The organism is Sulfurovum sp. UBA12169, assembly GCA_002742845.1.
GTDB lineage: Bacteria > Campylobacterota > Campylobacteria > Campylobacterales > Sulfurovaceae > Sulfurovum.
In genome coordinates, this window is record DLUH01000001.1 from 260,002 (window position 1) to 286,411 (window position 26,410).

Genomic DNA, 26,410 nt, shown 5'->3' on the forward strand with positions numbered 1-26,410 from the left:
TTGTTTTCTTTCATTCTTTTTCAAGGATGAGAGGAGCGGGGAAAACATTGTGCGATTTCAATGGTTATTTAAAATAGTAAAATATAAGTAAGTTAAAAATAAGTGAAATACACACAATAGGGCACAAAGCCCTATCGCAGAGAAAATGGCGAAGAATTATCCTTCTACCGTGATCTCCACAGGCGTACCTTCCCAGATACCGTGTTTTGTACAGTAACCGTGTGCTATAAGATTAAGTTTTTTACCGGTTGGGATGATAGTAAATGTAGTGGTGTTATGTGCTTTTGTGTTTCCTAGAGTTCCGGGTACATAAGTAGCCCTAGCAAGCAGCGTATCACCGTTAAAAAGGGTTACGGATTCAATATAGTGATCAAAATCATCCGGATGCGTATATTCGTTGCCCATTTTTACTGTCACTTCAAATGGCTCACCGGCTTTTGCCGTATCGGCACAGTGAATAAACGGAGAATGTCTGTCAATAAGATCTTTTTTTGCTTCTCTCTCTACGGTATCAATATCTACGTATTTATTAATTTTTGGCATTTATTTTCCTTTATATGTGGTTTAATAAAATTATACCATAAAAAAAAGTTAAATAGGATAATTTTTATCTTATTTACTCATTTTCATCTTTTATGTTGTTTTGTGCCCATTTTTTAATCCTGTTTCTTTCTTGTTGGGTGAGCTTTGCCTCGTCGTGAAAGCTTAAATACATAGGCATTGGCATGCTGTAGCTAATGGTTTCAGCGATACCTTTGTATATCTTCTGCTTTTTCTCTTCATCATAGCTATTCCATTCTTGGAAATTGAACCAATTTCGGCCTTTTTTGATGTGGCTTCGCACACTCCATGAAAAAGGTGCCACATTTGCGTACCATGGCATTTTTGTTTGATAGGAGTGGCAATCATAGCAAGAGACTTTTAGCATCTTTATGATCTCTTTTGGAGCATCTATTTCCCTTTTGGGATCAATGGCGGAAGGAGTTGATATCTCTATTTGAACGGTTTGCAATAAAAGCAAAAATGCAATCCCCCACAAAGCGATTGTTTTTGCCATCTATTGTCTTTCCTTTTTTGCTTATTTTGTGTTGAAAAGGGTATCGGTACTGCGCCCATGTGCCAGATGGGCAGATAACTGAAAATTATGCGGTATAGATATGGTCTGCTTTGCTAACGTGATGCTTAAGTCCAATCTCTTTTTCCGTGCAGCCAAGTGCAAGTGCGACCATTTGAGGCATATGCAAAATAGGAAGGTCAATATCACGGCCGAGTTGTTTTCCGGCACTTTCTTGCTTGATATCCATATTGAGATGGCAAAGCGGGCAGGGAGTAACGATCATGTCTGCATTGTTGTCGATGGCATCTAGCAGCGCATTTCCTGTGAGCGCATTGCTTGTCTGAGGCGCTTGAAGATCTACATGGAAACCGCAACATTTATTTTTGCTCGCATAGTCAACCGGATGTCCTTCAAGCGCAGCGATAAGTTCATCAAGCGAAGTAGGGTTGTAAGGATTTTCTCCGCCGTTGCTTTCGTTTTGAAGTTCTGATGGCCTAATATTGTGACATCCGTAAAAAGGAGCGATATTAAAACGGCTAAGCGGCGTGGTGACTTTGCTTTTGATATTCTCAAGACCATAGTCGTCGATCAGCGCATAAAGAAAATGTTTGATCTGGGAGGTGCCTTTGTATTCAAGTCCCACTTCAGCAAGTTTTTCGTTGACTCTCGCTTTATACTCAGGATTATTGTCCAGCTTATGCTTTGTCATGGCAGAGTTGATTTGGCATGTGTTGCAAATTGTGATCATTGTCAGTCCCAGTTTTTCCGCGTAGCAGATATTTCTGGCATTCAATACATGCGAAAGAAATTCGTCAAAATCCTGCAGATGACTTGCACCGCAGCAACTCGCTTCTTCAAGTATGGTAATTTTGATCCCCAATTTTTCAGCCACTGCGAGTGTAGACGACAGCAGTTCAGGCGTTGACTCTTTTGCGGTACATCCTGTGTAAAGTGCGTAATGTAGTGTGCTCATCCTCTCTCTCCTTATAGCTTATTTGTTTGTGAAATTTCAATGAGTTTTTTGATTTCATCAAGATTTTTAGATTTTGGCATATTGTCAACAAACGGCATCTGGTCGGTGAGATGAATTTTCCCCGCTTTCATCATCTTCATCGCATCCTTAACATGCTTAAAGACACCGATAGGTCCTTCCGAGTATTTCACGATATCTGCCTCATCAAGCAACCCGTGTTTTTTGATGCTTCTTACAAACCCTTCTGCGTGGCGTGTAGCAACATTGCTTTGAGCAACACCCTGTTCAAACTGCATATTGTGAAGCTTCATAATTTTCTCGATCGGATTGACATCTTTAGGGCATGCTTCGGCACATTCGTAACATTTGACACAGTCCCAAACCCCTTGACCCATCTGAGCAGTCATCTCAAGTCTCTCTTGGCCGCAATTGTCTCTAGGGTCGATAGAAAATCTATAGGCAGCGGCAAAAGCAGCCGGTCCGAAGAAATCACTGTTTACCTCAAGTACCGGGCAAGCGTAGTGGCAGTTACCGCACTGAATACAATAATCCGCGTCAAGGAAATTTTCAACCTGCTCTTTGGTCATATGCGTTTCATGTGCAGGCTGAGGCTCTACATTTCCATTGACATAAGGTTTAATCGCATGATGTTTATCCCAAAAATCTTTTTTATCAATAATCATATCTTTGACAGCACGTTTTTTGCTTTGCGGATCAAAAATCAATTCTTCCCCAAACAGCTTGATCATGTCATGTGCATTTTCTTTGCAGGAGAGCACCGGTTTGCCGTTTACTTTAATCGAACAAGATCCGCAGATCCCGTGACGGCACGATCTTCTGTAGGAAAAACTTCCGTCATGCTCCCATTTGATGCGATTAAGCAGATCAAGCACCAATTCATCTTTTCCTACTTCCATCTCGTAAGTTTTATAGTAAGGCAGATAATCAGTCTCAGCATTAAATCTAAATGCTTTTATGGTTATTTTTTTTGTTTCATTCATTGCTATCTCCTTAATATGTTCTTTCTTTAACTTCAAACTTACCTAAAACCACATCCGCATATTCTTGTGTAATATTGAAATTTTTATCCATATAAGCATAGGTATGCTTTAAGAACTTTTCATCATCTCTTGTCGGAAAATCCTCACGAAAGTGCCCCCCGCGGCTCTCTTCACGAGCCAAGGCGCCTTCAACAATGAAAAGACTGTATTCAAGCATGTGTCCAAGTTCGATCGCTTCTTGAATCTCGGTATTGAAAACGGAGGATTTATCATCCACGCGGATATGTTTATATCGCGCGAGAAGCTCTTTGATCTTCTCTTTTTGTCGAGTGAGAGACTCAGCTGTTCTGAATACGCCCGCATCTTTTGTCATGCTCTCCTGAAGCTCTTCTCGAAGCTTGGCTACCTTTTCATTTCCGTTATTTGTTTTTACCCACTGATACTCTGCCAGCATACCGGCTGCATCTTCGCTTGTTGCCGGCCTGAGTGTAAGTGTGCTTAAGTCTTTAAGCATGTTCTGACCCGCATGTCTTCCAAAAAGAAGTGCTTCAAGGACTGAGTTGGCGCCCAATCTGTTTGCGCCGTGTACTGAAACACAAGAACACTCACCGGCAGCATAGAAACCTTCGACAAGCTCTTGAGGGTTTTTACGTACATGACAGTTGATATCTACAGGAATCCCTCCCATAGAGTAGTGTGCCGTTGCTGCAATATGGATAGGCTCTTTAAGCATATCCTGCCCCAGGAAAGTAATTGCCAGCTCTCTAAGTTCGGGAAGTCTTGTAAGAATAATCTGAGGATCAAGATGCGTAAGATCAATACTGACAGCATCTTTGTTAGGACCCACGCCTCTTCCTTCGCGAATCTCTTGCATAATCGCACGGCTTACAACATCTCTTGATGCAAGCTCCAGGGCATTGGGCGCATATTTTTCCATAAACCTTTCGCCCTCCGAATTAAAAAGACGACCCCCTTCTCCGCGCGCTGCTTCCGAGATAAGAATACCTGAGCCTCCCAGGCCGCTTGGGTGAAACTGAACAAACTCCATGTCTTCCAGAGGAAGACCGTGACGCGCAACAATAGAGAGAGAATCGCCGGTATTTGCATGGGCGTTGGAGTTGATCTTGTAAGCCCTTGCGTGTCCGCCTGTTGCAAACATAGTAGCTTTGGCATTGAAAATGGCCGGTTTGGCATCTCTAATATCAAATGCGACGACACCCGAGACTTTACCGTCTTTGTAGATAATATCTGCTGCATACCATTCATCAAATACCTGGACATTCTCGCGCACACATTGTTCATACATGGTTTGCAAGAGCGTAAGTCCTGTTCTGTCTTTTGCATAACAGGCTCTGGGCTTGGATTGTCCGCCAAAAGGACGGATGGCGATATCACCTCTATCGTCTCTTGAAAAAACAGCTCCCATCTGTTCGGCCCATCTAATCGTTTCGGGTGCCTTGGTACACATCAATTCAACACAATCCTGGTCTGCAAGATAATCACTTCCTTTAACCGTATCAAATTCATGAAGCTCTGTAGAGTCGCCTTCGCCAAGTGCGGCATTAATTCCCCCTTGGGCTGCGCCGGAATGACTTCTTAGAGGGTGAAGTTTAGTGATAACAGCTGTTTTCTTGCCTGCCGCAGTCAACTCCCGTGCTGCAGCAAGCCCTGCAAGTCCTGCACCGACAATGACTGCATCGTATTGATAGATCTTAACATCCATGGCTACTATGTCCTTTTAGAGTAAATTTGGTTCTATTATATCTATTGGTAAATATTAATTTCTTTAATAGTTTTATAAAAATGTGTAAATAGGGTGCAGTATGTTACAATTTTGCAATGAAAAAAATAGACAAAGAACAATACCTTATCAATAAACTCACCTCGAAACATATAGGTGATGATGCAGCCGTAATAGGGAACATGCTTTATAGTATGGATACCTTTTTTGAAGATGTACATTTCAAGCGTTCCTGGATGAATATGACGCAAATCGGCAAAAAGGCAATGCTGGTCAACCTCTCTGATGCTATAGCGATGAATGCCGAGCCAAAATATGCCCTCGTATCGGTCTCTTTGCCAAAAAACATTGAAAATAAAGAGATAGACGAGCTGATGAAAAGTCTTGAGGATACGGCAAAATTGTATGGATGTGAAATCATCGGGGGAGATACGATAGGTGCCGATAAGCTGCATCTCTCAATCGCCGTCATTTCGCAAAGCTTCCATCCGCTTTTGCGCAAAGGGCTGCGGGAGGGAGATTTGTTGGCATTCACAGGTACTCTGGGCCAGAGCAAACACGATCTTGAAATATTGCTCCGAGGAGAGAAAATCTCAAGCGATTCTAAATTTTATGAGCCAAAACTGCGAGTTGAATTTATCAAAAAGTCGCATCCCTATCTGCATGCAGGTATGGATATATCCGATGGTCTTTTTTGTGACACCAATAAACTGTTGGATACAAACGGATATGGATTTGAATTGCTGCTTGACATTGACCAAGAAATGGGTCTTAGCGGGGAAGAGTATGAGATGCTTGTGGGGTTTTCTCCGGAAAATCTTGAGACCGTTTTGGCGATAGCCAAAGAAACAGATACTGCTCTGACTGTATTTGCAAAAGTGGTTCAAAACGATAAACGATTTTGCTGCGAAAGCCACCATTTTAAAAATTGAGGAATACATTAACCATGAAACCTATTTACCCCTTGCCTGTTCAAAATGAATTTGTTTTTAACTCCACTCCGCGGGATTTTACTGTAGAGGAGATACCTCTTTATGAGTTTACGGGGGAGGGCGAACATCTTGTATTGAAGGTTCGCAAAAAAGAACTGACCACATGGGAGATGCTCGATATACTCTCGCAGTATGTTGGCATCAAAAGACGCGATATGGGATATGCCGGACTTAAAGATAAGCATGCCATGACCATACAATGGGTCTCTTTGCCTGCGAAATTTGAAGAGAAGCTAGCCGCATTTTCTCATGAAAAGATCAAAATACTTGAAAGCACCAGACACAATAACAAAATACGTGTAGGACATCTCAAGGGAAATCGCTTTGATATCCGACTTAAAAAAGTATTGGGGATACAAAAAGACAAGCTTGACTCTGTGCTAAAATGGATCAAAGCTAACGGCGTACCCAATTATTTTGGCAATCAACGTTTCGGTACGGATGGAACAAACTGGATAGATGGCAAAAAGCTTTTGTCTGGCGAGCTTAAGATCCGGGATAAAAAAACACGTGAATTTTTAATGGGATCCTATCAGAGTTATCTTTTTAATTTATGGCTTGCAAAACGTATGGAGCTTAACTTGTTGTTGGAAAAATTCAGCGAAGAGGAAGCTGAACAGCTTTTAAAACTCCCGTCCGGTGCACTCAAGGGAGTCAAGGCGCAACCCAATTTCTTTAAGCTTCTCGAGGGCGATTTGATGATGCACTATCCTTACGGAAGACTTTTTGAAGCAGAAGAGTTGGATAAAGAAGCAGAACGTTTCGAGACAAAGGATATCGCCCCCACAGGTCTTTTGCCCGGAAGTAAAACCAAAAGAGCCACAGGTGTTGCCAGACTTTTTGAAGAACAGTTTGACGAAGAGATCAAAATTTTCGGCGCCAGACGCTATGCATGGGTTCAAGCGACAGAAATAAAGAAAAATTATGTCGAAGAAAAAGCCCATTATGAGCTTAGTTTTGTTCTGCCAAAAGGTTCCTATGCGACCAATGTGCTTGACGTACTCAGGGGCACCAATCAAATTTGAAATGATGAAGACTTCATTCTTTTTTCATAGCTGTATGCTATACTAAAAAAAATAATTCGGACTAAGGAAAAAGTATGGGATATTCTCATTGGGCAGCCGGCGCTTTGATGGCGGGGATAATGATATTCAACGGCTGCGGCGGCGGTGGAGGCGGAGGAGAAGCCGAAACATTAAATCAAGCTCCCACAGCAGACGCAGGGATAGATAAAAGCATACAGGTGAATCAAACGGTAAATATTGTCGGAAGCGGCAGCGATGCAGACGGAACCATTGCAAGCTATCAATGGAAAAATGGCAGCACGGTTTTAGCCAATACGGCTTCATTTGACTACACCCCGTCCACAGCCGGCATTCATACATTAACTCTCACCGTCACCGACAATGAAGGCGCAACGGACAGCGACACGATGAATGTGACAGTCACGGAAGCAAATACGGTGCAAAGAGTGATGCCGCTTGCGGTTATCCGCATAGAGTTTGATGATTATCAGTTTGACAGCTCTGCTTCTGAGTGGAATCAAAAAATATTCGGCTCAAATGAAGGGGGATTGAACGATTATTATCATGAAATTTCTTACGGTACATTTCAATTCCGACCCGCCACAGAAACAAACGGAGAGAATGACGGCATCATTACGGTGCATCTTGATGAAAACCATCCCGATGAATTGCAAACAAAGATAGACAGATTAAAAAATGCGGCCATACTCGCAGACGAATATATCGATTTTGCACAGTATGATACCGACAAAAACGGAGCAATAAGCTCCAATGAGCTTCAAATCATGTTTTTAGTGGCTGGCGGCGAGCTTGCAACGTCAGCTCATCCCGGAATTTGGGCGCACCAATGGTGCATGGACACATCAATCAATGTCGGACCTCCCAAACTTGATAATGTCACTCTCATGAGCTGCGATTATGAAGGGGTATATGCGGCTTTTGGCGAAAAACATTTTGATGCTCTTACGGGCAACGATGCTACCGTAGGGATTATCGCTCATGAGCTGGGGCATGCAGTATTTGGTTTGCCGGATCTTTACGATACAGACGACAGCTCAGAGGGTATCGGCAATTTCGGTTTGATGGGCGCAGGAAGCTGGGGGTATAAAGAAGGAGAATTTTATGGCGCAACACCGGTGCATATGACAGGATGGAGCAAAGCATACAGCGGTTTTGTTGTGCCGGCCGTCGTTACTGATGCCCAAGAGTTGCAGATAAAAGCCGCTTCTTCGACAGGTTACACACTCTATAAGATTCCGACCGGTCGCAGTGGCGAATATTTTTTAATAGAAAACAGAGCTAACAGCGGATACGATAGGGGATTATATATCCTTAAAGAGTTGGGTGATTTTGAGGGGGGATTGTCTATTTTGCATATCGATGACACTCTGTTGCCCGGCTGCATCACCACAAACAGCTGCAACGAAAACGAATCCCATAAACTAGTTGATATAGAAGAGGCCAATCGTCCGGGACTGGATACCAATAAACACAGAGGAGACTACCTAAATCTCTTTTTTCAAGCAAACAACGCAAGTTTTACGCCCTCTACCGATCCAAACTCAGACCGATATGACGGTTCTGACAGCGGTGTAAACATCACAAATATTTCCGGCCCCGGAGATATCATGAGTGCAGATTTGACAACAGAAACCAACTAAAAGGAATCAAACATGAAAAGATTAATTTTATTTATAAGTATGCTAACGTTCGCATTTTCTGTACCTGCTTTTCAAGGTTCTTTAGAATTTAAACAAAATGACGGTTCAGCCTTTCAGGGAAAACTCAAAGGCGATGAATGGTTCAATTGGATCGAGGACAATGAGGGGCATATCATAAAATACAACAATAGCTCTAAAAACTATGAATACGCCAAAACAGAAGAAAAAAACGGTACGCTGGAGCTGATACCTTCGGGTGTTAAAGTCCAAAGAAGCGAAGCGCTTGATCGTAATGCGTCAGAACTTTTTAAAATTGACCCTCAGCTTCTGCGAAAGATCTGGAAACAAAAAAGAGAAAAAGCATACCGATACAAAGCAAAATAAAAGTTGGGCCAGAGGTTTATTTAACCTCTTTTTTTCGCACGATATCTGCGCCCAGCGCGGAGAGTTTTCCCTCCAAATCGTCATACCCTCTGTCCAGATGATAAATACGGCGTACATTTGTCGTACCTTCCGCAACCAATGCTGCCAAAACAAGCGCCGAACTGGCTCTTAGGTCAGTTGCCATGACATCGGCACCGTAAAGTTTGTCCACTCCTTTGACGGCGGCGATATTGCCTTTGAGCCAGATATCTGCACCCAAACGATTTAGTTCGCTCACATGCATAAAGCGGTTCTCAAAAAGACGCTCTTCGATGATGCTTTCTCCGTTAGCCATGACCGCAAGTGCCATAAATTGCGCCTGCATATCTGTCGGAAATCCAGGATACTCAATCGTGGTGAGATTGACCGGTTTGATCTCTTTTGGAGGATAAACAGTGATGCTCTCTTCGGTTACGTCAAATCTGCAACCCATCGCTTCGAGTTTATCTATGGAAGCTCTAATATGCCGTTCGTCAACCTTATTTAAAGTAATCACAGAGCCCGTAATTGCTCCCGCACAAAGATAAGTGCCTGCTTCAATACGGTCAGGGATGATCTCTACGGGTTGGAAAGTGAGCGGCTTTCCGTCTGTCCCGTAGATGGTAAGTTCGTTAGTGCCAATACCTTCTATCCGAACCCCTGCATCAGCAATCATTTCACACAATTGTACCACTTCGGGTTCTTTGGCGGCATTGATGATGCTTGTGACCCCTTTAGCGAGTGCGGCCGCCATCACAATATTTTCCGTACCTCCTACGGTAATTTTGTCAAAGACAATCTTGGCTCCATGCAAACCTTCGTGGGCTTCTGCACGCACATAGCCGCCCTTGATCTCTATCTTTGCGCCCATCGCCTCAAGCGCCTTGAGATGCAAATCTATGGGGCGTTGTCCGATGGCACATCCTCCGGGCAAACTTACTTCACACTCTCCAAACCGTGCAAGCAGCGGACCAAGTACCAAAATAGAAGCTCTCATTTGAGAAACAATTTCATAAACCGCCTTGGTGGATGTCATGGATCCGTTGTTGATCTTGGCTGTTGTTGTGCCTTCGTGTTCGACTTTGCCGCCGAGCATCGTCAAAAGCTTGAGCAGGGTACGGATATCTACAACATTTGGCAGATTGGTAAGGGTTACATCTTTATCACTGAGTATGGTTGCTGCAATAATGGGTAAAGCAGCATTTTTTGCGCCGCTAATTGTCACACTGCCGCTCAATTTTCTCCCGCCGTTGATCTGTAAATAATCCATTCTATACGCTTCCTTAATCAAAATTTACTGAGATTTTATCTAAAGTATGGTTAATCACAGCAGAAAGCAAAACAACGCCTCCGCTTAAATCAGAAATTCTTTTTTACATTAAAAAATAAAAAATTAATATTATTAACGATGATTTAAACAATATATTAGAAAATATCTTGTAAAATATTTTCTAATATAGAAAAGATATCAAACAAAATTTTATGCAAAGAGGGAATTATGTCTAGCAGTTTAGATAAGCTTAAAGCACTCGCCAACCGTCTGGAAGATAAATTGGTAGAAAAAGAAAAAAGCTCTGTTGTTACGGTCAAACCCGAAGATATCATTGAAGATAAGCCTGCTAGGCAAACTGCCCTGAAGATAAGCACTGAATTTGAGAATGTGCGCAAAGAGAATTTAAAACGTCTTGAATTCTTATATGAAAAACTGAAAATTTTTGAGAAATCACCTGATTTTGAAAAAATATTTATATATAAAGCTATGAACTTAAGCGGCATAGGCTTAAAAGAAGAAGATTTTGGCGAGGTGCGAGAAGGAAAATATATACAGATCATTGCCATTACCTACGAGCCGGACAAAAACGGGAAGAAAAAAGCAAAAAATATCTCTTTAGGTTATTTCGGAAAAGCAGAAACATTGGATGCTGTCTTGAAAAATGAAATTATAGAGTTTATTTTGCGTTGGCGTTATGAAAAAGCATTTCAAAACGTTGAACACTATAGATACCTTATCGATAGGCTTGAGCGCCCAAAAAGCACGCTTTTCTAGTCACTCGCTTCTAATCAAAGTTTTGATACAATCTCTTTTCAGATTAAATAAAGAGAGGAAAGTAAATGCATATCGACCTAACACCCGAAGCCATTTTAGCACAGTTGGGATACCCCCAAAACAATCATACACTTGAGCAAATCAATAAAATAATTTCAAATACAAAAAATTTTGAGCATTTCTCAAAACATCTGCTCTCTCTTCAGGATGCTCTTGCGGTAGAAAAAGGTTATATAGCGATGTCAAACTCCGAAAACTATTTAAAAATAAAGTGCGACGAGGATAGCAATGCAGATAATCTCTCTGCCTTTGCGGAATTGGTTGATCATTGGTCTAAAAAATATAAAATTTCCCTTAAAAAAGTAGAAAATAAACCGACATACTATATCCTTGGTCAACTCTAATCTATGCCTCTTAGCACGCTCAACGCTGAACAGCTTAGTGCTGCTACGGCACCTCTTGGTCACAATCTTATTATTGCAAGTGCCGGGACAGGCAAAACATCCACCATTGTAGGACGTATTGCCCATCTTTTGCATGCGGGCATAGAGCCTTCAAACATATTGCTGCTTACCTTTACCAACAAAGCTGCGGGAGAGATGATTGCCCGTCTTGAACGATTTTTTCCAAAACAGGTAGTTTCTAAAATACAGTCAGGCACTTTTCACGCCGTATGTTATAGATGGCTTAAAGAGATCTATCCCAATTTGGCTCTCAAACAACCTTCGGAACTCAAAACTCTTTTTAGAAGCCTTTATGAAAAACGTCATTTTTCACGTATGAATCTTCCTGTTGAACCATTCTCGGCTACCTATCTTTATGAAATGTACAGTTTGTACCAAAATGCCTCCCTGGAGGGATTTGATATTTGGTTTTTAGAGAAATATCCCGAACATGAAACGCTAATAGATATCTATATGGACATTACAGAAGAATTTGAAAAAGAAAAGCTGGAGTATGGATTTGCTTCTTTTAATGATCTTCTTTTGCGCATGAAAAATCATTTGCAAATATCGTCCATGCCTTTTCAGGAAGTACTGGTTGATGAATACCAAGATACCAATACCTTGCAAAGTGCATTGATAGATGCACTCAAGCCGCGCTCATTGTTCTGCGTAGGGGATTATGATCAGAGTATTTATGCGTTTAATGGTGCCAATATAGAAAATATTGCAACGTTTTCCGAACGCTATAAAAATGCAAAAATATTCACACTTAAAACCAATTATCGTTCTACTGCGCCGATACTCTCTCTTGCAAATCGCGTAATAGAACGAAATGAACGCATCTATCCCAAAAAACTTGAAGTAGGCCGCGCAGGAAAAAGTCATCCTCCAAAACTTTTAATGTTTAATGACCTGTTTGAACAGTATCAATCTATCGCACACTCCATCAAGACAACACATGTCCCAAATCATGATATCGCCGTTATTTTTAGAAACAATTCCAGTGCGGACGGAATTGAAGCTAGTTTGCGCGAAGTAGGAATCCCCTGCAGGCGCAAAGGAAGTACAAGTTTTTTTGATACCAAAGAGATAAAATTTCTGCTAGACGTACTCTCCTTGCTGGTTAATCCCAAGGACATGATGGCCTTTATCCATATATTTGAATATGCAAACAGTGTAGGCTCAGCGCTATCGAAAGAATTTTTTCAATGCTTTTTGCATTTTGGCAATGGTTATTTTATACAAGGTGTACTTTCACCTAAAAATCACAATATTCCCAAGCTCAATCCAGTTAAAAATATACAGCTGGGGCTTTTTGATGACGATCACGAGATAGGATCTGCAACACGGTTTAGCCATATGGAATTGGATAAGACTATCTATACGCATCCTTTACTCAAACACCCTAAATTAACACAGGAAAGCGTAAGATTTTTTAAAGATTTTTATACTCTGGTGTCTAGGGCGGTCTTACTTAAAAATCCTGCTGAAATTCTGCGCACCGTTATCGCTTCTGCACTCTATGAGCATATTACGGAGATACTCTCTGCACAAAGAGGACGGCTCAAATCGGGCGAAATTGACAAGGAAAAAAAGAAACAGGCTAAGGAGCGTATCATGCGCAAGGCAAATCTTCTTCTTGATTTGTCTCGCCAATATAAGGATTTGAGCCGCTTTGTAAATGCTATGGTACTTGGCGGAAATGAATTGAGTGAAGGAGAGGGTGTCAATTTGCTTACTGTGCACGCCAGTAAAGGATTAGAATTTCCTGAGGTCTATGTGGTAGATTTGGTTGACGGAAGATTTCCCAATCGAAAACTTATGGGTAGAGGCGGGAGTCTCGAAGAAGAGAGAAGGCTATTTTATGTTGCCGTAACACGAGCCAAAGACAGACTCTATCTCTCTTTGGCCAAATACGACAAACAAAAAAAAGTAGAGTATAAGCCTTCACCATTCCTCCATGAAGCAGGGTTGATAAAAGGAGAGTTTGAAGAACCGGCCACGAAACAAAAATAGATTTTTATTCCTTTACGGTTTGATAAGAATAGGGGTTCCCACCTCCACAAATTTTAATAGTTCATCCATTTCATTATTTAAGAGCGCTATGCATCCCGCCGTCCAATTCTCGTTTGGTTTGATATATTTTTTTGCCCATGTCCTATTATTGGGTTGTCCGTGTATCATGATCTGTCCACCGGGACTTCTGCCCAATTTTCTGGCATTTGCTATATCCTGCGTATTTGGATACGAGATATGAAAGGCTTTATAAAACGTGCTGTTGCATTTAAAAAAATCGAGCTTATAGAAACCTTCCGGAGTCTTTTTATCCCCTTCCATCTCTTTGGGCCCTATCGGATTACCTCCCAGGGCAACTTTATAGGTTTTGAAAACCTTTCCTTTATTTGAAAGATACAAAGTATTTTGTGATTTGATGATCATGACCAAATCCGCTTTCATGCTGTCGGATATTGGAGGCTGGACTGCATTCTCTTTCCTAAAAACGGAAAAGATAAAATCGAATATACCGGTATGACCCTCTTTGGCATTTTCGGATTTTTCAGATTCGCTTGTATTGTCTTCTTTTCTAAAAGAGGACAGAACGGATTCAAAAAAACTTTTATCTTCTGTTTTGATCATTTGAGATTTTTGAGAGTCCGATGCATTTTCTTCTTTTTTGATGAGCAGAGATGTTTCGATTTTGGATACATTGTTCTCTTGTTTGATTGCTTCAGGCATTTCCGTCTTTGATGTATTGCCATCTTTGAAAGGAGACAGCATAAAATCCATAATATTCGCCTGAAGAAAAATCAAGCCAATGAAATGAAGAAGGATATATTTTCTCATTCTTGATCGCTCACCTATATATTCATATAATTATACTATTATATATCAAAAAATTGTAAAGTATTTCATGCCTACGTCAATATATGCAACTATCATACAAAGTTCTTCTGTTTACTCTTCTCGCATATGTGATACATATGAAAATCAAGATCAGCTACCAAATCGCTTATCCCGTATACTCATCTGCTTGCTTTCCTCATCCAAATAGATATCAAACAAATCAATCTCATCCATAAGATTGCTTAATTTTTTATAGCCATAATTGACAGGCGAAAAAGAAGAGCTGTTGTTGATATATTGTCCTACGTCTGCAAGATTGGCCCAGCCATGTTCATCCATGGTTTGCTCTACGGCATTTCTAAGCAAATTAACCAGCCATGTATCTGCGCGCATCTCTTTTCCGCTTTTACGTATGGGGGTCTGAACGAGACTTGATTCGCTGCTGCTTGGATTTTTTCTCTCCGACGTCATTAATTTTTCTGTGAAAATAAACTGTGAACATGCCGCCATAAAGGGTTTAGGGGTTTTTTTCTCACCAAAACCGTAGACTTTGATTCCTTCTGCTTGTACGCGCATGACCACCGGAGTAAAATCACTGTCACTGGTTGCAAAGGCAAAGGCATCAATATCTTTCGTGTGAAGCAGGTCTATTGCATCAATAGTCATCAGGATATCGGTTGCGTTTTTATTTTTAGAGTAGTCAAATTGCTGAATAGGCTTGATAGCAAACTCCAACAGTTTTTCCTCCCAATTTTTGAGATTGTCTTTGGTCCAGTTGCCATACGCCTGACGTATATTCACAACACCGTATTTGCTCAATTCACTGATAATACCCTCAATTGCTTTATGGGAAATATTGTCGCAATCGATAAACAAAGCGATATGATCTTCTTTTTTACTCATAATTTTTCTTTTTGTGATAATGGAGATGTGAAACTTTACGCTTTTTCAAGTGTAAAGTAACCAAGATAATTTTTGATCGATTTGCCTGATTTCACCCAGTTTTCTATCCCGCCTTGAAGGCTCACTACGTTTTCAAACCCCAAGTCTTTGAGTGTTTTTGCAGCCAACAATCCCCGTGCACCCTTAAGGCAATAACAAACAATAAGACGGTCACTAACGTTGATCAAAGTATCATCTACCGCAAATTCCAATTTTCCTCTTGGAATGGTAAAAATCTTTTTGGCAGGTATGATTCCTGTGGAGAATTCATCTGCTTCTCTTACATCAATCAAGACCATATCTTCAAGGTCCAATGCATCCACCCCAATCTCCTTAATCTCTTCTTTGGCTTTTTCCAAAGATGCCTTAAGACGACCCTTTAGCAGATCTATATTGCATCGTTCATAATATTTTTTCATCTGCTCGTTATAATCCACCACAACCCCTTTTTCAATTTAGTATAGCACCAATTCTAGCAAAAGTAAAGAAAACTATCAGTCCTCAAAGAGGTCGATAGTAACTCATAGTGCTTCTGCCAAACTTTTTATGTTTGAAAAAATTTAACGCACCTATGGAGTGAGGCATTTCAAAGTTCGTCATATGCTCCACAATGACCATCTCGCATACTTCAGGTTCTATACTTGCCATGAGTGCCATGGTCTTATCGTAAATCTCATCCATTCCCTCGCGCGTAGAAAAAGGAGGATCAAAATAAAAGTAGGTTTTTTCATGGCTTCTTTTTACCAGCTCATAAACAACCGAAAATTTTTCAAAACTGTCACCATAGAAGAGGTGGCAATGGCTTGAATCAAGTTTTTTGACATTGGACTCCAATACATGAAAGGCCGCTTTATTATATTCTATAAAATAGCACTCTCCTGCGCCCCGGCTTAGCGCTTCCAATCCGACAGAACCGCTTCCGGCAAAAACTTCTACAAAGTTTTTATCCATAATATCAAACTGCAAGGTATTAAACAGCGATTCCCTCAGTATTGCTTTTGAGCTTCGGGTTGTACTGATATCGGGTATCTCTATTTTATGCCCTTTGAATTTTCCGGCATTGATAGTCGTTGTAAATAATTTAATTTTTTCATTTTTTCTCATGATCATATTTTAGCCTAACATCGGTAAAAAGAAAGTACTGCTCTAGAACGAAACAATCGTTTGAAGCGTATTGATAAGCTTGCTTTGCTCTTTGATGTCTGCTCGTTCTTTTCCCGGTTCAGTGCTCGTAATGATCGTGCGACCCGTGATAAGTTTGGTGCCGTCATTTTTTCGCATCCCCCAATAGGTGTGCATTATCACAGGTTCACCCTTATATTCTCCAAGATAAAGCACTATATGTCCCGGAACATAAAGTAAAGATCTGAAGGGCTCGGCTTTGCTGATAATCTTCTTTTTTTTGTCAGATTTGTGCAAACCGGCGATTGAAATTTTTTGGCCTTCTTTTGCTTGCTTGCCGGAGTTGCGCTCCAGAAAAATACCGAATGCGCCCAAAAAATCCCTCGTAGTAGCAGAACAGTCACGGCACTCATAACCTCCGCCCCAGCCATAAGGCTCTCCATAGAACTCTTTGGCGAGCATTGCTACATTTTGAGGTGTAAAAGCAAGAGGTTTTTTAGCCATAGTGTGAGGGTCTTGCGCACTTACTTTTTTAATATGGGCTCTGCCTTTGGTGTCCCTTGAAGCAACCAAATAGTGTTTTTTATCTTTTGCGATAGGGAAAAGAGAGCCGAGCTTTACTATGGTTTCTTGATTGTTGTTGCGATAAAGCCTGAGGTTGTCTTTGATTACCATCGCATAGTTTCCGTTTTTAAATGTTTCGATAAACGTTTTATCAACCAAGGCGAGATCATTCACTTTCACCCAGCCAAACGTATATGCACCGCGCACAAAGGCCCATTTTTTATCTTTTGAAAAATGAGAAATATAAAGAGGAACATTGATGTGATAGGTAGAATTCTGATTGTAATCAAACGGAAAACCTTCTCCTGTTTTTCTGGGATCACGATAGAATGATTCTGCGGTGGGCAATGCTTTCACATCGGTATGGCGTATGGTAATTGCTTTATATTTTTTACTATCTGCTTCTGCCATATTGGCGTTATTGAGCCATTGGCTGTATATCGTTGGAGGTATTATTTTTCCATTTTCCCTGAAAATAGGTTTTTTAACAACAAAACGCTCTTCCCATCCAAAATCATCTGCGGGTATATCAAGCTTGCTTAGCTCCCAAGGATAAAAATACCTTTTATTGAACTCTTTATCAAGTGCTCGCTGCTTGTATGTGGAAAATGGCTTTATCTGATTTGCATAGTAAGCAGGGTCTTGGGGAATGGATTTCATATCGGCCACTTTATTTTGAGGCATCAGATCTATTTTGCTTTTGGCTCTGTGGCTTTGCTTAAGAATATATTCTGCATGCAAAATACTCATACTCAACAAAACCATTCCCAGTACTTTCATCATCATATTTTGCCTTTTCTATTTTATAAAAAAGATGAACTCTCTTTTATCTTATTATATCATACGAAAAGGGTTCTAGATTGCAAAAATTAAGCCAAAAGACTCACTCCCAATCCACTCTCCTCGCTGAGTGCAATCTGACTTTCTTCAAACCGCACAGAAGTCCGAACCGGATTGTGTGAAAGCAGACTAACTGCATCAAGATCTATCATCGTAATGATATGTGCTTTGGCTGAAGCGACATGTGCACCGGCCGCTACAGAAAAAGGACCTTCCAGCATGCAGCCCAACATACACTTGACCCCAAAGCCGTTCGCAATATCTGCAAGCCTAAGCGCCTGGGTGATACCTGCTGTTTTAGCCAATTTGATATTGATATAGTCTACAGCGTGCTGCTCAAGCAGGATAACGGCATCTTTGATTGAGAAAACCGATTCATCTGCGAGCAGGGGGGTTTGTACTCTCTCTTTAATGTATCTGAGTCCCGCAAGATCATCTGCCTTTACAGGCTGCTCGATAAGCTCAGGCACGATACCTGCCTTTTCGAGGCTTTGGAGTACTTCAACACTTTGTGTGGCACTCCATCCTTGGTTGGCATCCAGACGCAAGACTGCTTTTTTACCTACAGCATCCCAGATTGCCCTGATTCGCTGGATATCCTTTTGCGGATTGTCGCCGACCTTAACTTTAAGTACTTCATAGCCTCTTGCAAGCGCATCAAGACTGTCACGCACCATCTTATCTGTTTCATTCATGCTGATTGTAATATCGGTTTTAAAAACTTTTTGTGTTCCGCCAAGCATACGATAAAGAGGAAGCTTCAGAATTTTGGCTCTAAGATCATAAAGAGCGATTTCAATGGCAGATTTTGCTGTAGTATTTTTCACTATTGAATGGTGTATTTTTTGTAAAATAGTATCAAACTCTTCCATGTCAAGTCCAAGAAGTGAAGGTTTGATGTACTCAATAGCTGCAATCATTGAGCCAATCGTTTCGCCTGTGATTGCAGGAGCGGGAGCTCCTTCGCCATAGCCTATACTGCCGTCATCGCACTCGACAACAACAACAAGATCTTCCAGCTGATCAACTCTTCTAAGGGCTGTTTTGAAAGGGGTCTTGAGCGGCGCCCTAAAAATGATTGTTCTAATCTCTTTGATTTTCATTATTGCTTATCCCGGAAGGAAGATGGTCTCTTTTTGTATTTTGCCATTTTCCCTCTTATAAAGCCCAGCTTTAAATTTATCTTCGGTTAAAAGGATTGGTTGCCTGATTTTCCTCATTGTCGTTTCTATTGCGATACGTTTCTTTTACTCTTGGTTCTGCTTTTTGTGTTTGTACTCTGTGCTGATAAGCATTTCTTTCTCTGTATTTATTTTCGTTATTTACACCAAAATTACGGCGTTGTTCTTGATTGGCAAATGTTTTTTGTGTAATTTTACGCTCTTTTTCACGTTTAACAGTAACGTTGCGGTAGCTGTCACGGTTTTGGAGCGTGCTTTTAGTGTCTTGTATCCGATAATTGCGTGTTCCTTCTATATTTCGGCGTTCTCTTTCTGTATTAATGTAGCGGTATCTGTTCTGATCTTGGTAAGTGCGACCCAGTGTGCTTCGAGTTTGATACTCAGGTCTCTTGTCTATGGTGCGTACATTTCTGTGATGGTGCTGATAAAATTTCCCGCCGCGCAATTTTCGCCCACGATAATAGTAGTACCCGTCACGGTAGTACCCGCCATAATAATATCTGCCTCCGTAAATGTAATATGGTCTGTCGGTATAGTAGGGATAACTATACACTGCCAATACAGAAGAACGGTAGGGATCATTGTAATAACCATAATCATTGTAACCATAACCATTGGGATAACCATAATCATCCGTTGCACAACCACCCAAAAAAGCTGCTGATGAAAATGCTCCGGCCAACGCAATGTACTTAAAATATTTTTTCATTCTAATTTCCTTTATAAATAATTGGTATTCTATCCAAATACAGTGTGAAAATCGTGAAATAGTAAAAAAATTAAGCACTAATCATTTGCAATACTTTGCCCACCATCAATCCGCCAAATGTTCCTATAATATACCCCATCATTGCCATAAGTACCCCGATAGGAATCAAAGCTCCGGAGTATGCTGATGCCAAGATGGGCGCCGAAGCCACTCCGCCGATATTTGCCAGCGAAGCTACCCCGATAACAAAAAGATCAAGCCTGAAGAGTTTGGCAAAAATAACCATCAATGCCCCGTGCACCGCAATCACCATAAATCCCGCAAAGATATACAGGGGCGCCTCGGTGAGTTCTGAAAAATTTGCACGAGAAGCCACAAGCGCCACGATGAGATACAGCATCATATTTCCAAGCTCCATTGAGCCTGCGAGTTTCGCCAAGGATGTCATGGCAAATAAGATGCCAAAAACTGTTGCAAAAATTACAATCCATCCCGAAGTACTCAAAAATGATGTTTCAGGCAAAAAAGATGCCCCGTACTGACTGAAGGCACAAACCAATAGACTTGAAGATAAAAGTATAAAAAGAGATGCGAAATCAATCTTTTCGTTGGATTTGCTTTGTGCCAATTTCTCGCTCACGCTATCAATGATAGAAGTATCTGCTTTGCTCCATGCATTGAAATATTTTGCAAGCGGGACCAGAGCTAAAAGTATCATCACCCATATCGCATAAACAATAGAATCGATAAGAAGAACATAACCCATTTTGCTATCAGGAACATTCAGCGCTCCCTGTATGGCAACCATATTGCCTGTGCCGCCCATCCATGAACCGCTAAGCGCAGCAAATGTTTTCCATGCATCAGCTTCAAAATATGTATGAAAAAGAGCGAAAGTAAAGATAAAGCCCAACGCGATACTCAAAGAAGCAAGAAAAAAGGCAGCCAGCATCTTTTTGCCAAGCGTAAATATTTGGCGGATATCGGCACCCAACAGCATCAAAAAGATCATTGCCGGCAGAAGATTGGTTTTCATGGTAACATAAACAGTGTTGATACTTTCTGTTTTTTGCCATACGCCGAAAGTAGAAAAAAGCATGACCGCAAAATAGAGAACAACAATACCGGGAAGATACTTGAAAATCTTGGCTTGTATTCGCTGCTCCAAAAAAACGATAGATGCTGCCGTCATTGCCAAAACAGCCAAATACATAAACCCTGACTCTATCATTTGACGCCTTTTATATTATGTAATATATCTGTAGATTTATTGGATATTATACCGTATGTAGCATATTAGCCATGTGCAATTTATATGTTTTGCGTCTAGTGAAACCATGGATACACAAGAACGCTTGATTTGATTTCTCGATAAAATTGCAATTTTGATATACTTGCAAAAAAATAAAGGTTTTTTGTGCAAAGCAGTTACGATCTATTCTGTGCGCTTAAAAAAATGGGATATCTTCATGCGGCAAGGGATCCTCTTTGGTGGCCGCATAGCGGTACGGAAGAGGTTATCATTGGTGCGATACTTACACAACAGACAAAGTGGGAAAAGGTAGAGATGTCTCTTGCGCAGCTCAAAGAGCAGGGGCTTTGTTCGATCGAAGCACTAAGCGCCGGGGATATTAAACAAATCACCTCGCTTATTAAACCTAGCGGTTTTTATAATACCAAAGCAACAAGACTTCAACAGCTTTGCAGAAATATTTTAGAAAATTTCGGTACTTTTGAAGTATTCAAGGAGGAGGTAAGCCGGGAGTGGCTGCTTTCACAAAAAGGCATAGGGATGGAGAGCGCGGACTCTATCCTTTGTTATGCATGCAAACGTGAGGTTTTTGTCGTTGACAGCTATACGCAAAGACTGCTCGATGCGCTGGGATACACGTTTGATGACTATACGCAGCTGCAAGAATGGATGCAAGAGGGGATCGAAACACATTTTGATAAAATAGCCCGGCTTTATCCTTCGCCTGTCTCCGCACATGTCATCTTTGCACGCTTTCACGGAAAGATTGTAGAGTTTGCCAAAGAGCATATTCGGGGCAAAAATGTAGCCGTAGGCACACTCGCAGCCCATATGGACACAAAGGAATAATTTTTATGGCAAATATCGTTATCACCGGATGCAGCAGCGGCATAGGGCTTGAAACAGCTTTGTACCTTAGGGAGCGGTTCTTTAAAGTCTATCCCACGGCAAGAAACCCTCAAGATGTAGAAAAACTCAAAGCGCTCGGATTTGAAGAGGCGATGCAGCTTGACGTCACAAACCCTGAACAGATCAGCGCCGTGATCGCTGCGGTACTTGAAAAAGAAGGTACGATAGACGCATGGTTTAACAATGCAGGTTTCGGACAGCCCGGTGCACTTGAAGATATCGAAACGAATGTGCTTAAAGCCCAGTTTGAAACTAACGTGTTTGGCCTGCACGAATGCACCAGACAGCTTATCCCCGTTATGCGAAAACAAGGATACGGCAAGATCATTCAGCACAGTTCCGTACTGGGGCTTATCTCGCTTTTTGGCAGGGGAGCTTACAACGCAAGCAAATACGCTATCGAAGGGCTCACGGATACTCTTCGTTTGGAACTCAAAGACACAAACATCTACCCGGTACTGCTCAACACCGGCTCCATTACCAGCCGATTTCGCACCAATGCGGTCAAAAAATTACAAGAAAACGTAGATACCGAACACTCCGTATTTGCCGAACGATACAAGCAAAGCCTTGAAGGCACCCAAAAAAGAGTACCGTTTAGCGAAACAGCCGGATCGGTAGCCATCGTGGTACACCGCATCATGCTTTCCAAAAAACCAAAGCCCAGATACTATATCACCAAAGCTACGTATCTTTTGGGCTATCTCAAAAGAATGCTCAGCACTTCGCTGCTTGATAAGATACTCATAAGGCTGTAGAGTTCTAAACTACAGGCTAAATTTAGCAATGATGGGGTTGTGGTCGGATATCTTTTTGCTATCTATGGCCTCAGAGAAGGTGAGATTTAGCTCTCTGTAAAATATATAATCTATCGAATTCGAGAAAACCTTTTTTATATTTGACTCATCGTCAAACGTTACCATCTGCAGCGATAGTTTTTTTGCAAACTCGGCTAGATACTCCACCCTTTGCCTGTTCCATGTATTGAAATCTCCCGCTACGATCATTGCGCCGCGGTGGTTTTGGATGGTATCGAAGATATAGTCAAGCTCACATTTGAAATCTTTATTGTGCACGAAATTGATAGCATGGAGATTGACCACGAGAAGCCTTCTCTCATCAGGGAGTATATGGTGGGTGATCAGCGACACTTTATGCGTCGCATACCTAAGCTCGCGCTTTTTGCTAAGAAGGCAGACATCTTCATGGCAGGAGGACCTAAACGCGCTTAGCACGCCGTAAATATGCTTTCCTGTCTGGATATTTGGAGAAAGAATGTATGAGTAGTCATGAAGTTCCATTTCCAAAGAGAGATTTTTTTTGACTTCCTGAAAAAGCAGCAGATCAAAGTCATGCTCCCTTATAAGTTTGTCTATAAACTCTTTGTAAAGGCTCTTTTGCGTCAGCTTGGCCACATTCCAGCAAAGCACGCTAAACTCACCCCTCAATTTTAGCTCTTGGTGTTTTAGGATTTTATCAAAACGCTTTGGTTTAAACATCTCTTTCCTTAAAGTTGCGGCGCAAAAATGCGCAGAAGGTTTTCAAACACTCTTCTTGCATCGCTTGCCTTTTTTGTCCCCTCAGAGGAGTTGTTTATAAGCATTTGGGTCCATGAGAGCATCTGTGCGATGATCTTGTCCGAATAGACAAATGCCGCCACCTCATAGTTCAAAAAAAGGCTTCTGTTGTCAAAATTGACGCTTCCCAACATCGCACTACGCTCATCAAAAATAATTGCTTTTGCATGAAGCATGGCTTTTTCGTAGAGATAGATCTTCGCCCCGGCTTCCTCAAGTTCTCTCATATAAGAGCATCGCACAAGATTGATGATGGCATGGTCTGCTTCTTTTGGGGTAACAAGAGTGACATTCACCCCTCTGTGGCTTGCGATGATAAGGGCCTCCACAAGCGAGTCATTGGGTATAAAGTAGGGTGTGATGATAGAGATCTTCTCTTGTGCGCCGTATATGGCGCTAAGGAGTGTTTCATAAAGCGTATCTCTTTGCATATCGGGGCCAGAAGGTATGATTTGCGCATAGATGTCCGCTTTTTTGACTTCTTTTGGAGGATTGAACGCAAGTTTTTTATCCGAGGCATAGCGCCAGTCTGAAGCGAATATCTCAAAAAAGCTCTCGACCGATTCTCCCTCTATCAAAAACATGATATCTTCCCATTCGCTTTTTCTTTTGGGGATGGCAAAGTACTCCCGGGAGATGTTTGAGCCTCCGCTTAGCGCGATTTGGTCATCGAAAATATATATTTTTCTATGATTTCTCAGGTTGATATAGTTTCTAAAAGGCATTTCAAATATCGGCATGAAAAATTCCACTTCCGCACCGGCATCTCTCAATTTTTTAAGCCTATATTGCAGCAGGTAAAGGGGTGCCGAACCCAAAGAGTCGATCAGAAGCTTGACTTGCACACCCGCTTTGGCTTTTTTTGTCAGTATGCCTATAATGCTTTTGCCGATCGTATCGTACTTAAGGATATAGATGCTGATATGGATCGATGTTTTGGCATTCTCTATGGCATGCATGAGGGCGGTGTATGCTTCTGACGCATCAAAGAAGAGCTCCATGCGGGCATTTAAAGCGGCATCATACAAAGGGCCGTTCCCCAACGGGTTACCGGCGGCATCCGGAGTGAGTTTTGATTTTTTTGCGCTATTTGGCAGAACGGACTCTTTTTTGTATCGGTTTTTGCGTTTTCGTATGCCTATGATAAGGTACAAAGGAAAAGCAACATAGGGCAAAATAAATATGAACATCAGCCATGCTGCGATGGCGCTTGAAGAACGTCTTTGATAAAACAGATGAAGCAGTACGCCAACTGCCACCACCCCGCTGAGAGCCAAAAGGCCGTGGTATAACACTATTTCCGGATGCTGCGTGAGATATGCTATGGGGTTCATGCTAATATTATATCGTTAAAAAAGTTTTTTGAAAAAGGCTTTTAGAAAATTTAACAATAAGGCGATGGTGTTGTGGAGTGTTTCATTATGAGTTTGAATTTATCCATCCGTTTAGCGACGGGAACGGCCGTATCGGGCGACTTTGGCAAAGTGTGATTTTATATAGCTGGAAAAAAGCTTTTGTGGCAATTCCGACAGAAAGCATTGTCAGAGATTATCAAGAGAAGTATTATGAGGTACTGGAGCTTTCAGGAAATATGGGAGAAAGTACGCCGTTTGTGGAGTTTATGCTGGAAGTTATCTTAAAAAGTATTGAGAGTTCGGTGAAAAGTTCGGTAAATACGGAAGATAAAATAATGGAACTGATAAAACAAGATCCGAAAATTACCATCGCCAAAATAGCCGAGACATTGAGCATCTCAACAAGAGCAGTAGAAAAACAGCTTGCTAAACTCAAAAATGAAAACAAACTTCAAAGATTTGGAAGCGCCAGAAAAGGCGAGTGGAGAGTCATAGACGCCAGATAGCTACGCAGCATCGCCGCTTTGCATCTTCGCACCGCAATGGCGGCAGAATTCGCCCTTGCGCAAGGTCGGCTGACGGCACGCAGCACAGGGTGTTGTATGATGAAAACCGCACACAAAGCAGTACTCGCCGTCGATCACACATCCGCACTCAGAGCATTTTCCCATTTTAAGATTGAGCAGTTCTTGCTTGCGTTTTTTGGCTCCGGTAGTATCGTTTTTTTGGATGCGATAGATAATGACCCCAAACAGCACAACGAAAAAGAGTATTGCCAGCACGTTTAAGACGATGACCATATTGTGCTGCATAAAAAAAGCGATGATCTTTTGAAAAAAGAGCTCCGGGATAATGTCATAGATGAACAGTACGAGATAAAAAAGCCCGTAGACCGCTGCCACATTGGCTACATGCAGCGTCAAATGAGAAAGGATGTAATATTCGCGGCGCAACATAAATTTATACGCGAGATAAAAAAGCAGCCACACGGGGATCAAAAAGGCAAAAGCCTGCATCGTTCGTTTAAAGGAAAAATAGCGCACTTTGTTTTCATAAGCTTCCTTCAGCTCTTCTTTGTGCGCCTTATAATAGTCTATAAAGGCTGTGTAGGCAGGATATCGGTTCAAATCGCTGAGTTTCAAAACAGATGCTTCGTATTTCTGCTCACTGTTTTGGAGCTTTTCTAGCTCCTCTTTGATTTTGGCAACATCGGTAGAAAAAATTGATTTTGCCTTTTCCTGCTTCGCTACTTTTTCCAAAAGCAAATCACCGTACGAATCCTTGAGCGATTGTATTTTGTATTGTGTGTCTTGAAGTTTTTTTTGAACTTCGCTTAATGTTTTTTGATCGGCACTAAACGCCGTATCGTTTGATACGGCACGGTATAGCACACCAAGCTTTTTGCATACCGCATCTTCGCCGAAAGCATCCTCTCCGTCATCCCCTTGCATAGAGATTTCTTGCCGATAGGCAAATCGTGAAAAATCCCTGACGTTAAAATCCTCTTTTTTGTTCATAAGCGCTTTGCAAGCGGTTCCGTAAGCTTTTGCAGGGGATTTTTCCTGCTTAAGCTGCCATTCCAACCCCCATCCTATCACAATAAAGATAGTAAATAAAAATATCGCCAACAGCATTTTTGAAGTTCTGGAAAGCTCTTTTTGATTAACACGGAAAAGAGATTTATTGTATTCTGAAAGATAGTATTTGATCCTTTGTATCATGCAAAGCCTTTTATCTATGATCTAGCAGTATATTTTAACACAATTCAAA

General features: G+C 41.4%; 27 protein-coding genes. 10 read left to right on the forward strand and 17 right to left on the reverse strand.

Annotated elements, in window-relative coordinates; translation table 11 throughout:
- Positions 1 to 156: 156 nt before the first annotated feature.
- From CFH81_01375 to CFH81_01395, 5 genes are all read right to left on the reverse strand, one after another.
- The gene (locus CFH81_01375) at positions 157 to 543 is read right to left on the reverse strand and encodes a dethiobiotin synthase (protein DAB40975.1); all 387 of its coding nucleotides are present in this window, start codon (positions 541 to 543) and stop codon (positions 157 to 159) included.
- A gap of 73 nt (positions 544 to 616) precedes the next feature.
- Complete coding sequence (locus tag CFH81_01380; GenBank protein ID DAB40976.1) at positions 617 to 1,057, reverse strand: cytochrome C; 441 nt, start codon at positions 1,055 to 1,057, stop codon at positions 617 to 619.
- Positions 1,058 to 1,142: 85 nt separating this feature from the next.
- Positions 1,143 to 2,030, reverse strand: a complete 888-nt coding sequence (locus CFH81_01385) for a heterodisulfide reductase subunit B (GenBank protein ID DAB40977.1) — start codon at positions 2,028 to 2,030, stop codon at positions 1,143 to 1,145.
- 11 nt (positions 2,031 to 2,041) lie between these two features.
- Positions 2,042 to 3,031 carry a succinate dehydrogenase gene (locus tag CFH81_01390; GenBank protein ID DAB40978.1) on the reverse strand — a complete coding sequence of 330 codons (990 nt, stop codon included), beginning with the start codon at positions 3,029 to 3,031 and terminating at the stop codon, positions 2,042 to 2,044.
- A gap of 10 nt (positions 3,032 to 3,041) precedes the next feature.
- Positions 3,042 to 4,754 (reverse strand): fumarate reductase (quinol) flavoprotein subunit, encoded by a 1,713-nt coding sequence (locus CFH81_01395; protein DAB40979.1) that lies wholly within the window; start codon positions 4,752 to 4,754, stop codon positions 3,042 to 3,044.
- Between the two features lie 116 nt (positions 4,755 to 4,870).
- Here CFH81_01395 and CFH81_01400 point away from each other — a divergent pair, with 116 nt between their 5' ends.
- The 4 genes from CFH81_01400 to CFH81_01415 all read left to right on the forward strand — a co-directional run bounded on the left by CFH81_01400 (position 4,871) and on the right by CFH81_01415 (position 8,834).
- The gene (locus CFH81_01400) at positions 4,871 to 5,704 is read left to right on the forward strand and encodes a thiamine-phosphate kinase (GenBank protein DAB40980.1); all 834 of its coding nucleotides are present in this window, start codon (positions 4,871 to 4,873) and stop codon (positions 5,702 to 5,704) included.
- Positions 5,705 to 5,718: 14 nt separating this feature from the next.
- Positions 5,719 to 6,789: a tRNA pseudouridine(13) synthase TruD gene (locus tag CFH81_01405; protein ID DAB40981.1), complete on the forward strand. Its 1,071-nt coding sequence runs from the start codon at positions 5,719 to 5,721 to the stop codon at positions 6,787 to 6,789.
- 74 nt (positions 6,790 to 6,863) lie between these two features.
- Positions 6,864 to 8,450: a hypothetical protein gene (locus CFH81_01410; protein DAB40982.1), complete on the forward strand. Its 1,587-nt coding sequence runs from the start codon at positions 6,864 to 6,866 to the stop codon at positions 8,448 to 8,450.
- Positions 8,451 to 8,462: 12 nt separating this feature from the next.
- The gene (locus CFH81_01415) at positions 8,463 to 8,834 is read left to right on the forward strand and encodes a hypothetical protein (GenBank protein DAB40983.1); all 372 of its coding nucleotides are present in this window, start codon (positions 8,463 to 8,465) and stop codon (positions 8,832 to 8,834) included.
- 16 nt (positions 8,835 to 8,850) lie between these two features.
- Here CFH81_01415 and murA read toward each other — a convergent pair whose 3' ends face one another.
- A complete protein-coding gene (murA, locus tag CFH81_01420) occupies positions 8,851 to 10,122 on the reverse strand; it encodes a UDP-N-acetylglucosamine 1-carboxyvinyltransferase (protein DAB40984.1) in 1,272 nt (423 codons plus the stop codon).
- 228 nt (positions 10,123 to 10,350) lie between these two features.
- Between murA and CFH81_01425 the strand changes: the two genes are divergently transcribed.
- From CFH81_01425 to CFH81_01435, 3 genes are all read left to right on the forward strand, one after another.
- Positions 10,351 to 10,899 (forward strand): hypothetical protein, encoded by a 549-nt coding sequence (locus CFH81_01425; GenBank protein ID DAB40985.1) that lies wholly within the window; start codon positions 10,351 to 10,353, stop codon positions 10,897 to 10,899.
- Positions 10,900 to 10,964: 65 nt separating this feature from the next.
- The gene (locus CFH81_01430; GenBank protein DAB40986.1) at positions 10,965 to 11,303 is read left to right on the forward strand and encodes a hypothetical protein; all 339 of its coding nucleotides are present in this window, start codon (positions 10,965 to 10,967) and stop codon (positions 11,301 to 11,303) included.
- Positions 11,304 to 11,306: 3 nt separating this feature from the next.
- Complete coding sequence (locus tag CFH81_01435; protein ID DAB40987.1) at positions 11,307 to 13,361, forward strand: ATP-dependent DNA helicase; 2,055 nt, start codon at positions 11,307 to 11,309, stop codon at positions 13,359 to 13,361.
- 12 nt (positions 13,362 to 13,373) lie between these two features.
- On the opposite strand, the gene CFH81_01440 is transcribed toward CFH81_01435, so the two are convergent.
- From CFH81_01440 to CFH81_01475, 8 genes are all read right to left on the reverse strand, one after another.
- The gene (locus CFH81_01440; GenBank protein ID DAB41411.1) at positions 13,374 to 13,802 is read right to left on the reverse strand and encodes a hypothetical protein; all 429 of its coding nucleotides are present in this window, start codon (positions 13,800 to 13,802) and stop codon (positions 13,374 to 13,376) included.
- Between the two features lie 537 nt (positions 13,803 to 14,339).
- Complete coding sequence (locus CFH81_01445; GenBank protein DAB40988.1) at positions 14,340 to 15,092, reverse strand: hypothetical protein; 753 nt, start codon at positions 15,090 to 15,092, stop codon at positions 14,340 to 14,342.
- A gap of 35 nt (positions 15,093 to 15,127) precedes the next feature.
- Positions 15,128 to 15,568, reverse strand: a complete 441-nt coding sequence (locus CFH81_01450) for a sulfurtransferase (protein ID DAB40989.1) — start codon at positions 15,566 to 15,568, stop codon at positions 15,128 to 15,130.
- Between the two features lie 64 nt (positions 15,569 to 15,632).
- Positions 15,633 to 16,235, reverse strand: a complete 603-nt coding sequence (gene rsmD / locus CFH81_01455) for a 16S rRNA (guanine(966)-N(2))-methyltransferase RsmD (protein DAB41412.1) — start codon at positions 16,233 to 16,235, stop codon at positions 15,633 to 15,635.
- 42 nt (positions 16,236 to 16,277) lie between these two features.
- Positions 16,278 to 17,603, reverse strand: a complete 1,326-nt coding sequence (locus CFH81_01460) for a glycoside hydrolase (protein DAB40990.1) — start codon at positions 17,601 to 17,603, stop codon at positions 16,278 to 16,280.
- Positions 17,604 to 17,686: 83 nt separating this feature from the next.
- Positions 17,687 to 18,760, reverse strand: a complete 1,074-nt coding sequence (locus CFH81_01465) for a dipeptide epimerase (GenBank protein ID DAB40991.1) — start codon at positions 18,758 to 18,760, stop codon at positions 17,687 to 17,689.
- A gap of 76 nt (positions 18,761 to 18,836) precedes the next feature.
- Positions 18,837 to 19,547: a hypothetical protein gene (locus CFH81_01470; GenBank protein ID DAB40992.1), complete on the reverse strand. Its 711-nt coding sequence runs from the start codon at positions 19,545 to 19,547 to the stop codon at positions 18,837 to 18,839.
- Positions 19,548 to 19,617: 70 nt separating this feature from the next.
- Positions 19,618 to 20,778, reverse strand: coding sequence for a hypothetical protein (locus CFH81_01475; GenBank protein ID DAB40993.1), 1,161 nt, complete (start codon positions 20,776 to 20,778; stop codon positions 19,618 to 19,620).
- 186 nt (positions 20,779 to 20,964) lie between these two features.
- On the opposite strand from CFH81_01475, the gene CFH81_01480 reads away from it, so the two are divergent.
- Both CFH81_01480 and CFH81_01485 read left to right on the forward strand, forming a co-directional pair.
- Complete coding sequence (locus CFH81_01480; GenBank protein DAB40994.1) at positions 20,965 to 21,648, forward strand: 3-methyladenine DNA glycosylase; 684 nt, start codon at positions 20,965 to 20,967, stop codon at positions 21,646 to 21,648.
- Positions 21,649 to 21,653: 5 nt separating this feature from the next.
- A complete protein-coding gene (locus CFH81_01485; GenBank protein DAB40995.1) occupies positions 21,654 to 22,466 on the forward strand; it encodes a short-chain dehydrogenase in 813 nt (270 codons plus the stop codon).
- Positions 22,467 to 22,475: 9 nt separating this feature from the next.
- On the opposite strand, the gene CFH81_01490 is transcribed toward CFH81_01485, so the two are convergent.
- Positions 22,476 to 23,207: a hypothetical protein gene (locus CFH81_01490; GenBank protein DAB40996.1), complete on the reverse strand. Its 732-nt coding sequence runs from the start codon at positions 23,205 to 23,207 to the stop codon at positions 22,476 to 22,478.
- Between the two features lie 8 nt (positions 23,208 to 23,215).
- The gene (locus tag CFH81_01495) at positions 23,216 to 24,619 is read right to left on the reverse strand and encodes a phospholipase (protein ID DAB40997.1); all 1,404 of its coding nucleotides are present in this window, start codon (positions 24,617 to 24,619) and stop codon (positions 23,216 to 23,218) included.
- A 56-nt stretch (positions 24,620 to 24,675) separates the two neighbouring features.
- Here CFH81_01495 and CFH81_01500 point away from each other — a divergent pair, with 56 nt between their 5' ends.
- Positions 24,676 to 25,146, forward strand: coding sequence for a hypothetical protein (locus CFH81_01500; protein DAB40998.1), 471 nt, complete (start codon positions 24,676 to 24,678; stop codon positions 25,144 to 25,146).
- Here the strand turns inward: CFH81_01500 and CFH81_01505 are convergent, their stop codons facing one another.
- Complete coding sequence (locus CFH81_01505) at positions 25,147 to 26,361, reverse strand: hypothetical protein (GenBank protein DAB40999.1); 1,215 nt, start codon at positions 26,359 to 26,361, stop codon at positions 25,147 to 25,149.
- Positions 26,362 to 26,410: the final 49 nt, after the last annotated feature.

What these genes read in the sequence shown, in the direction of transcription:
- CFH81_01485 (DAB40995.1), top strand. Translation starts at nt 21,654, where the DNA reads ATGGCAAATATCGTTATCACCGGATGCAGCAGCGGCATAGGGCTTGAA.
- CFH81_01375 (DAB40975.1), bottom strand. Translation starts at nt 543, where the DNA reads ATGCCAAAAATTAATAAATACGTAGATATTGATACCGTAGAGAGAGAA.
- rsmD (DAB41412.1), bottom strand. Translation starts at nt 16,235, where the DNA reads ATGAGAAAAAATGAAAAAATTAAATTATTTACAACGACTATCAATGCC.
- CFH81_01385 (DAB40977.1), bottom strand. Translation starts at nt 2,030, where the DNA reads ATGAGCACACTACATTACGCACTTTACACAGGATGTACCGCAAAAGAG.
- CFH81_01505 (DAB40999.1), bottom strand. Translation starts at nt 26,361, where the DNA reads ATGATACAAAGGATCAAATACTATCTTTCAGAATACAATAAATCTCTT.
- CFH81_01380 (DAB40976.1), bottom strand. Translation starts at nt 1,057, where the DNA reads ATGGCAAAAACAATCGCTTTGTGGGGGATTGCATTTTTGCTTTTATTG.
- CFH81_01495 (DAB40997.1), bottom strand. Translation starts at nt 24,619, where the DNA reads ATGAACCCCATAGCATATCTCACGCAGCATCCGGAAATAGTGTTATAC.
- CFH81_01410 (DAB40982.1), top strand. Translation starts at nt 6,864, where the DNA reads ATGGGATATTCTCATTGGGCAGCCGGCGCTTTGATGGCGGGGATAATG.
- CFH81_01425 (DAB40985.1), top strand. Translation starts at nt 10,351, where the DNA reads ATGTCTAGCAGTTTAGATAAGCTTAAAGCACTCGCCAACCGTCTGGAA.
- CFH81_01405 (DAB40981.1), top strand. Translation starts at nt 5,719, where the DNA reads ATGAAACCTATTTACCCCTTGCCTGTTCAAAATGAATTTGTTTTTAAC.
- CFH81_01415 (DAB40983.1), top strand. Translation starts at nt 8,463, where the DNA reads ATGAAAAGATTAATTTTATTTATAAGTATGCTAACGTTCGCATTTTCT.
- CFH81_01460 (DAB40990.1), bottom strand. Translation starts at nt 17,603, where the DNA reads ATGATGATGAAAGTACTGGGAATGGTTTTGTTGAGTATGAGTATTTTG.
- CFH81_01395 (DAB40979.1), bottom strand. Translation starts at nt 4,754, where the DNA reads ATGGATGTTAAGATCTATCAATACGATGCAGTCATTGTCGGTGCAGGA.
- CFH81_01475 (DAB40993.1), bottom strand. Translation starts at nt 20,778, where the DNA reads ATGATAGAGTCAGGGTTTATGTATTTGGCTGTTTTGGCAATGACGGCA.
- CFH81_01470 (DAB40992.1), bottom strand. Translation starts at nt 19,547, where the DNA reads ATGAAAAAATATTTTAAGTACATTGCGTTGGCCGGAGCATTTTCATCA.
- CFH81_01430 (DAB40986.1), top strand. Translation starts at nt 10,965, where the DNA reads ATGCATATCGACCTAACACCCGAAGCCATTTTAGCACAGTTGGGATAC.
- CFH81_01490 (DAB40996.1), bottom strand. Translation starts at nt 23,207, where the DNA reads ATGTTTAAACCAAAGCGTTTTGATAAAATCCTAAAACACCAAGAGCTA.
- CFH81_01445 (DAB40988.1), bottom strand. Translation starts at nt 15,092, where the DNA reads ATGAGTAAAAAAGAAGATCATATCGCTTTGTTTATCGATTGCGACAAT.
- CFH81_01465 (DAB40991.1), bottom strand. Translation starts at nt 18,760, where the DNA reads ATGAAAATCAAAGAGATTAGAACAATCATTTTTAGGGCGCCGCTCAAG.
- murA (DAB40984.1), bottom strand. Translation starts at nt 10,122, where the DNA reads ATGGATTATTTACAGATCAACGGCGGGAGAAAATTGAGCGGCAGTGTG.
- CFH81_01435 (DAB40987.1), top strand. Translation starts at nt 11,307, where the DNA reads ATGCCTCTTAGCACGCTCAACGCTGAACAGCTTAGTGCTGCTACGGCA.
- CFH81_01390 (DAB40978.1), bottom strand. Translation starts at nt 3,031, where the DNA reads ATGAATGAAACAAAAAAAATAACCATAAAAGCATTTAGATTTAATGCT.
- CFH81_01400 (DAB40980.1), top strand. Translation starts at nt 4,871, where the DNA reads ATGAAAAAAATAGACAAAGAACAATACCTTATCAATAAACTCACCTCG.
- CFH81_01440 (DAB41411.1), bottom strand. Translation starts at nt 13,802, where the DNA reads ATGAAAGCGGATTTGGTCATGATCATCAAATCACAAAATACTTTGTAT.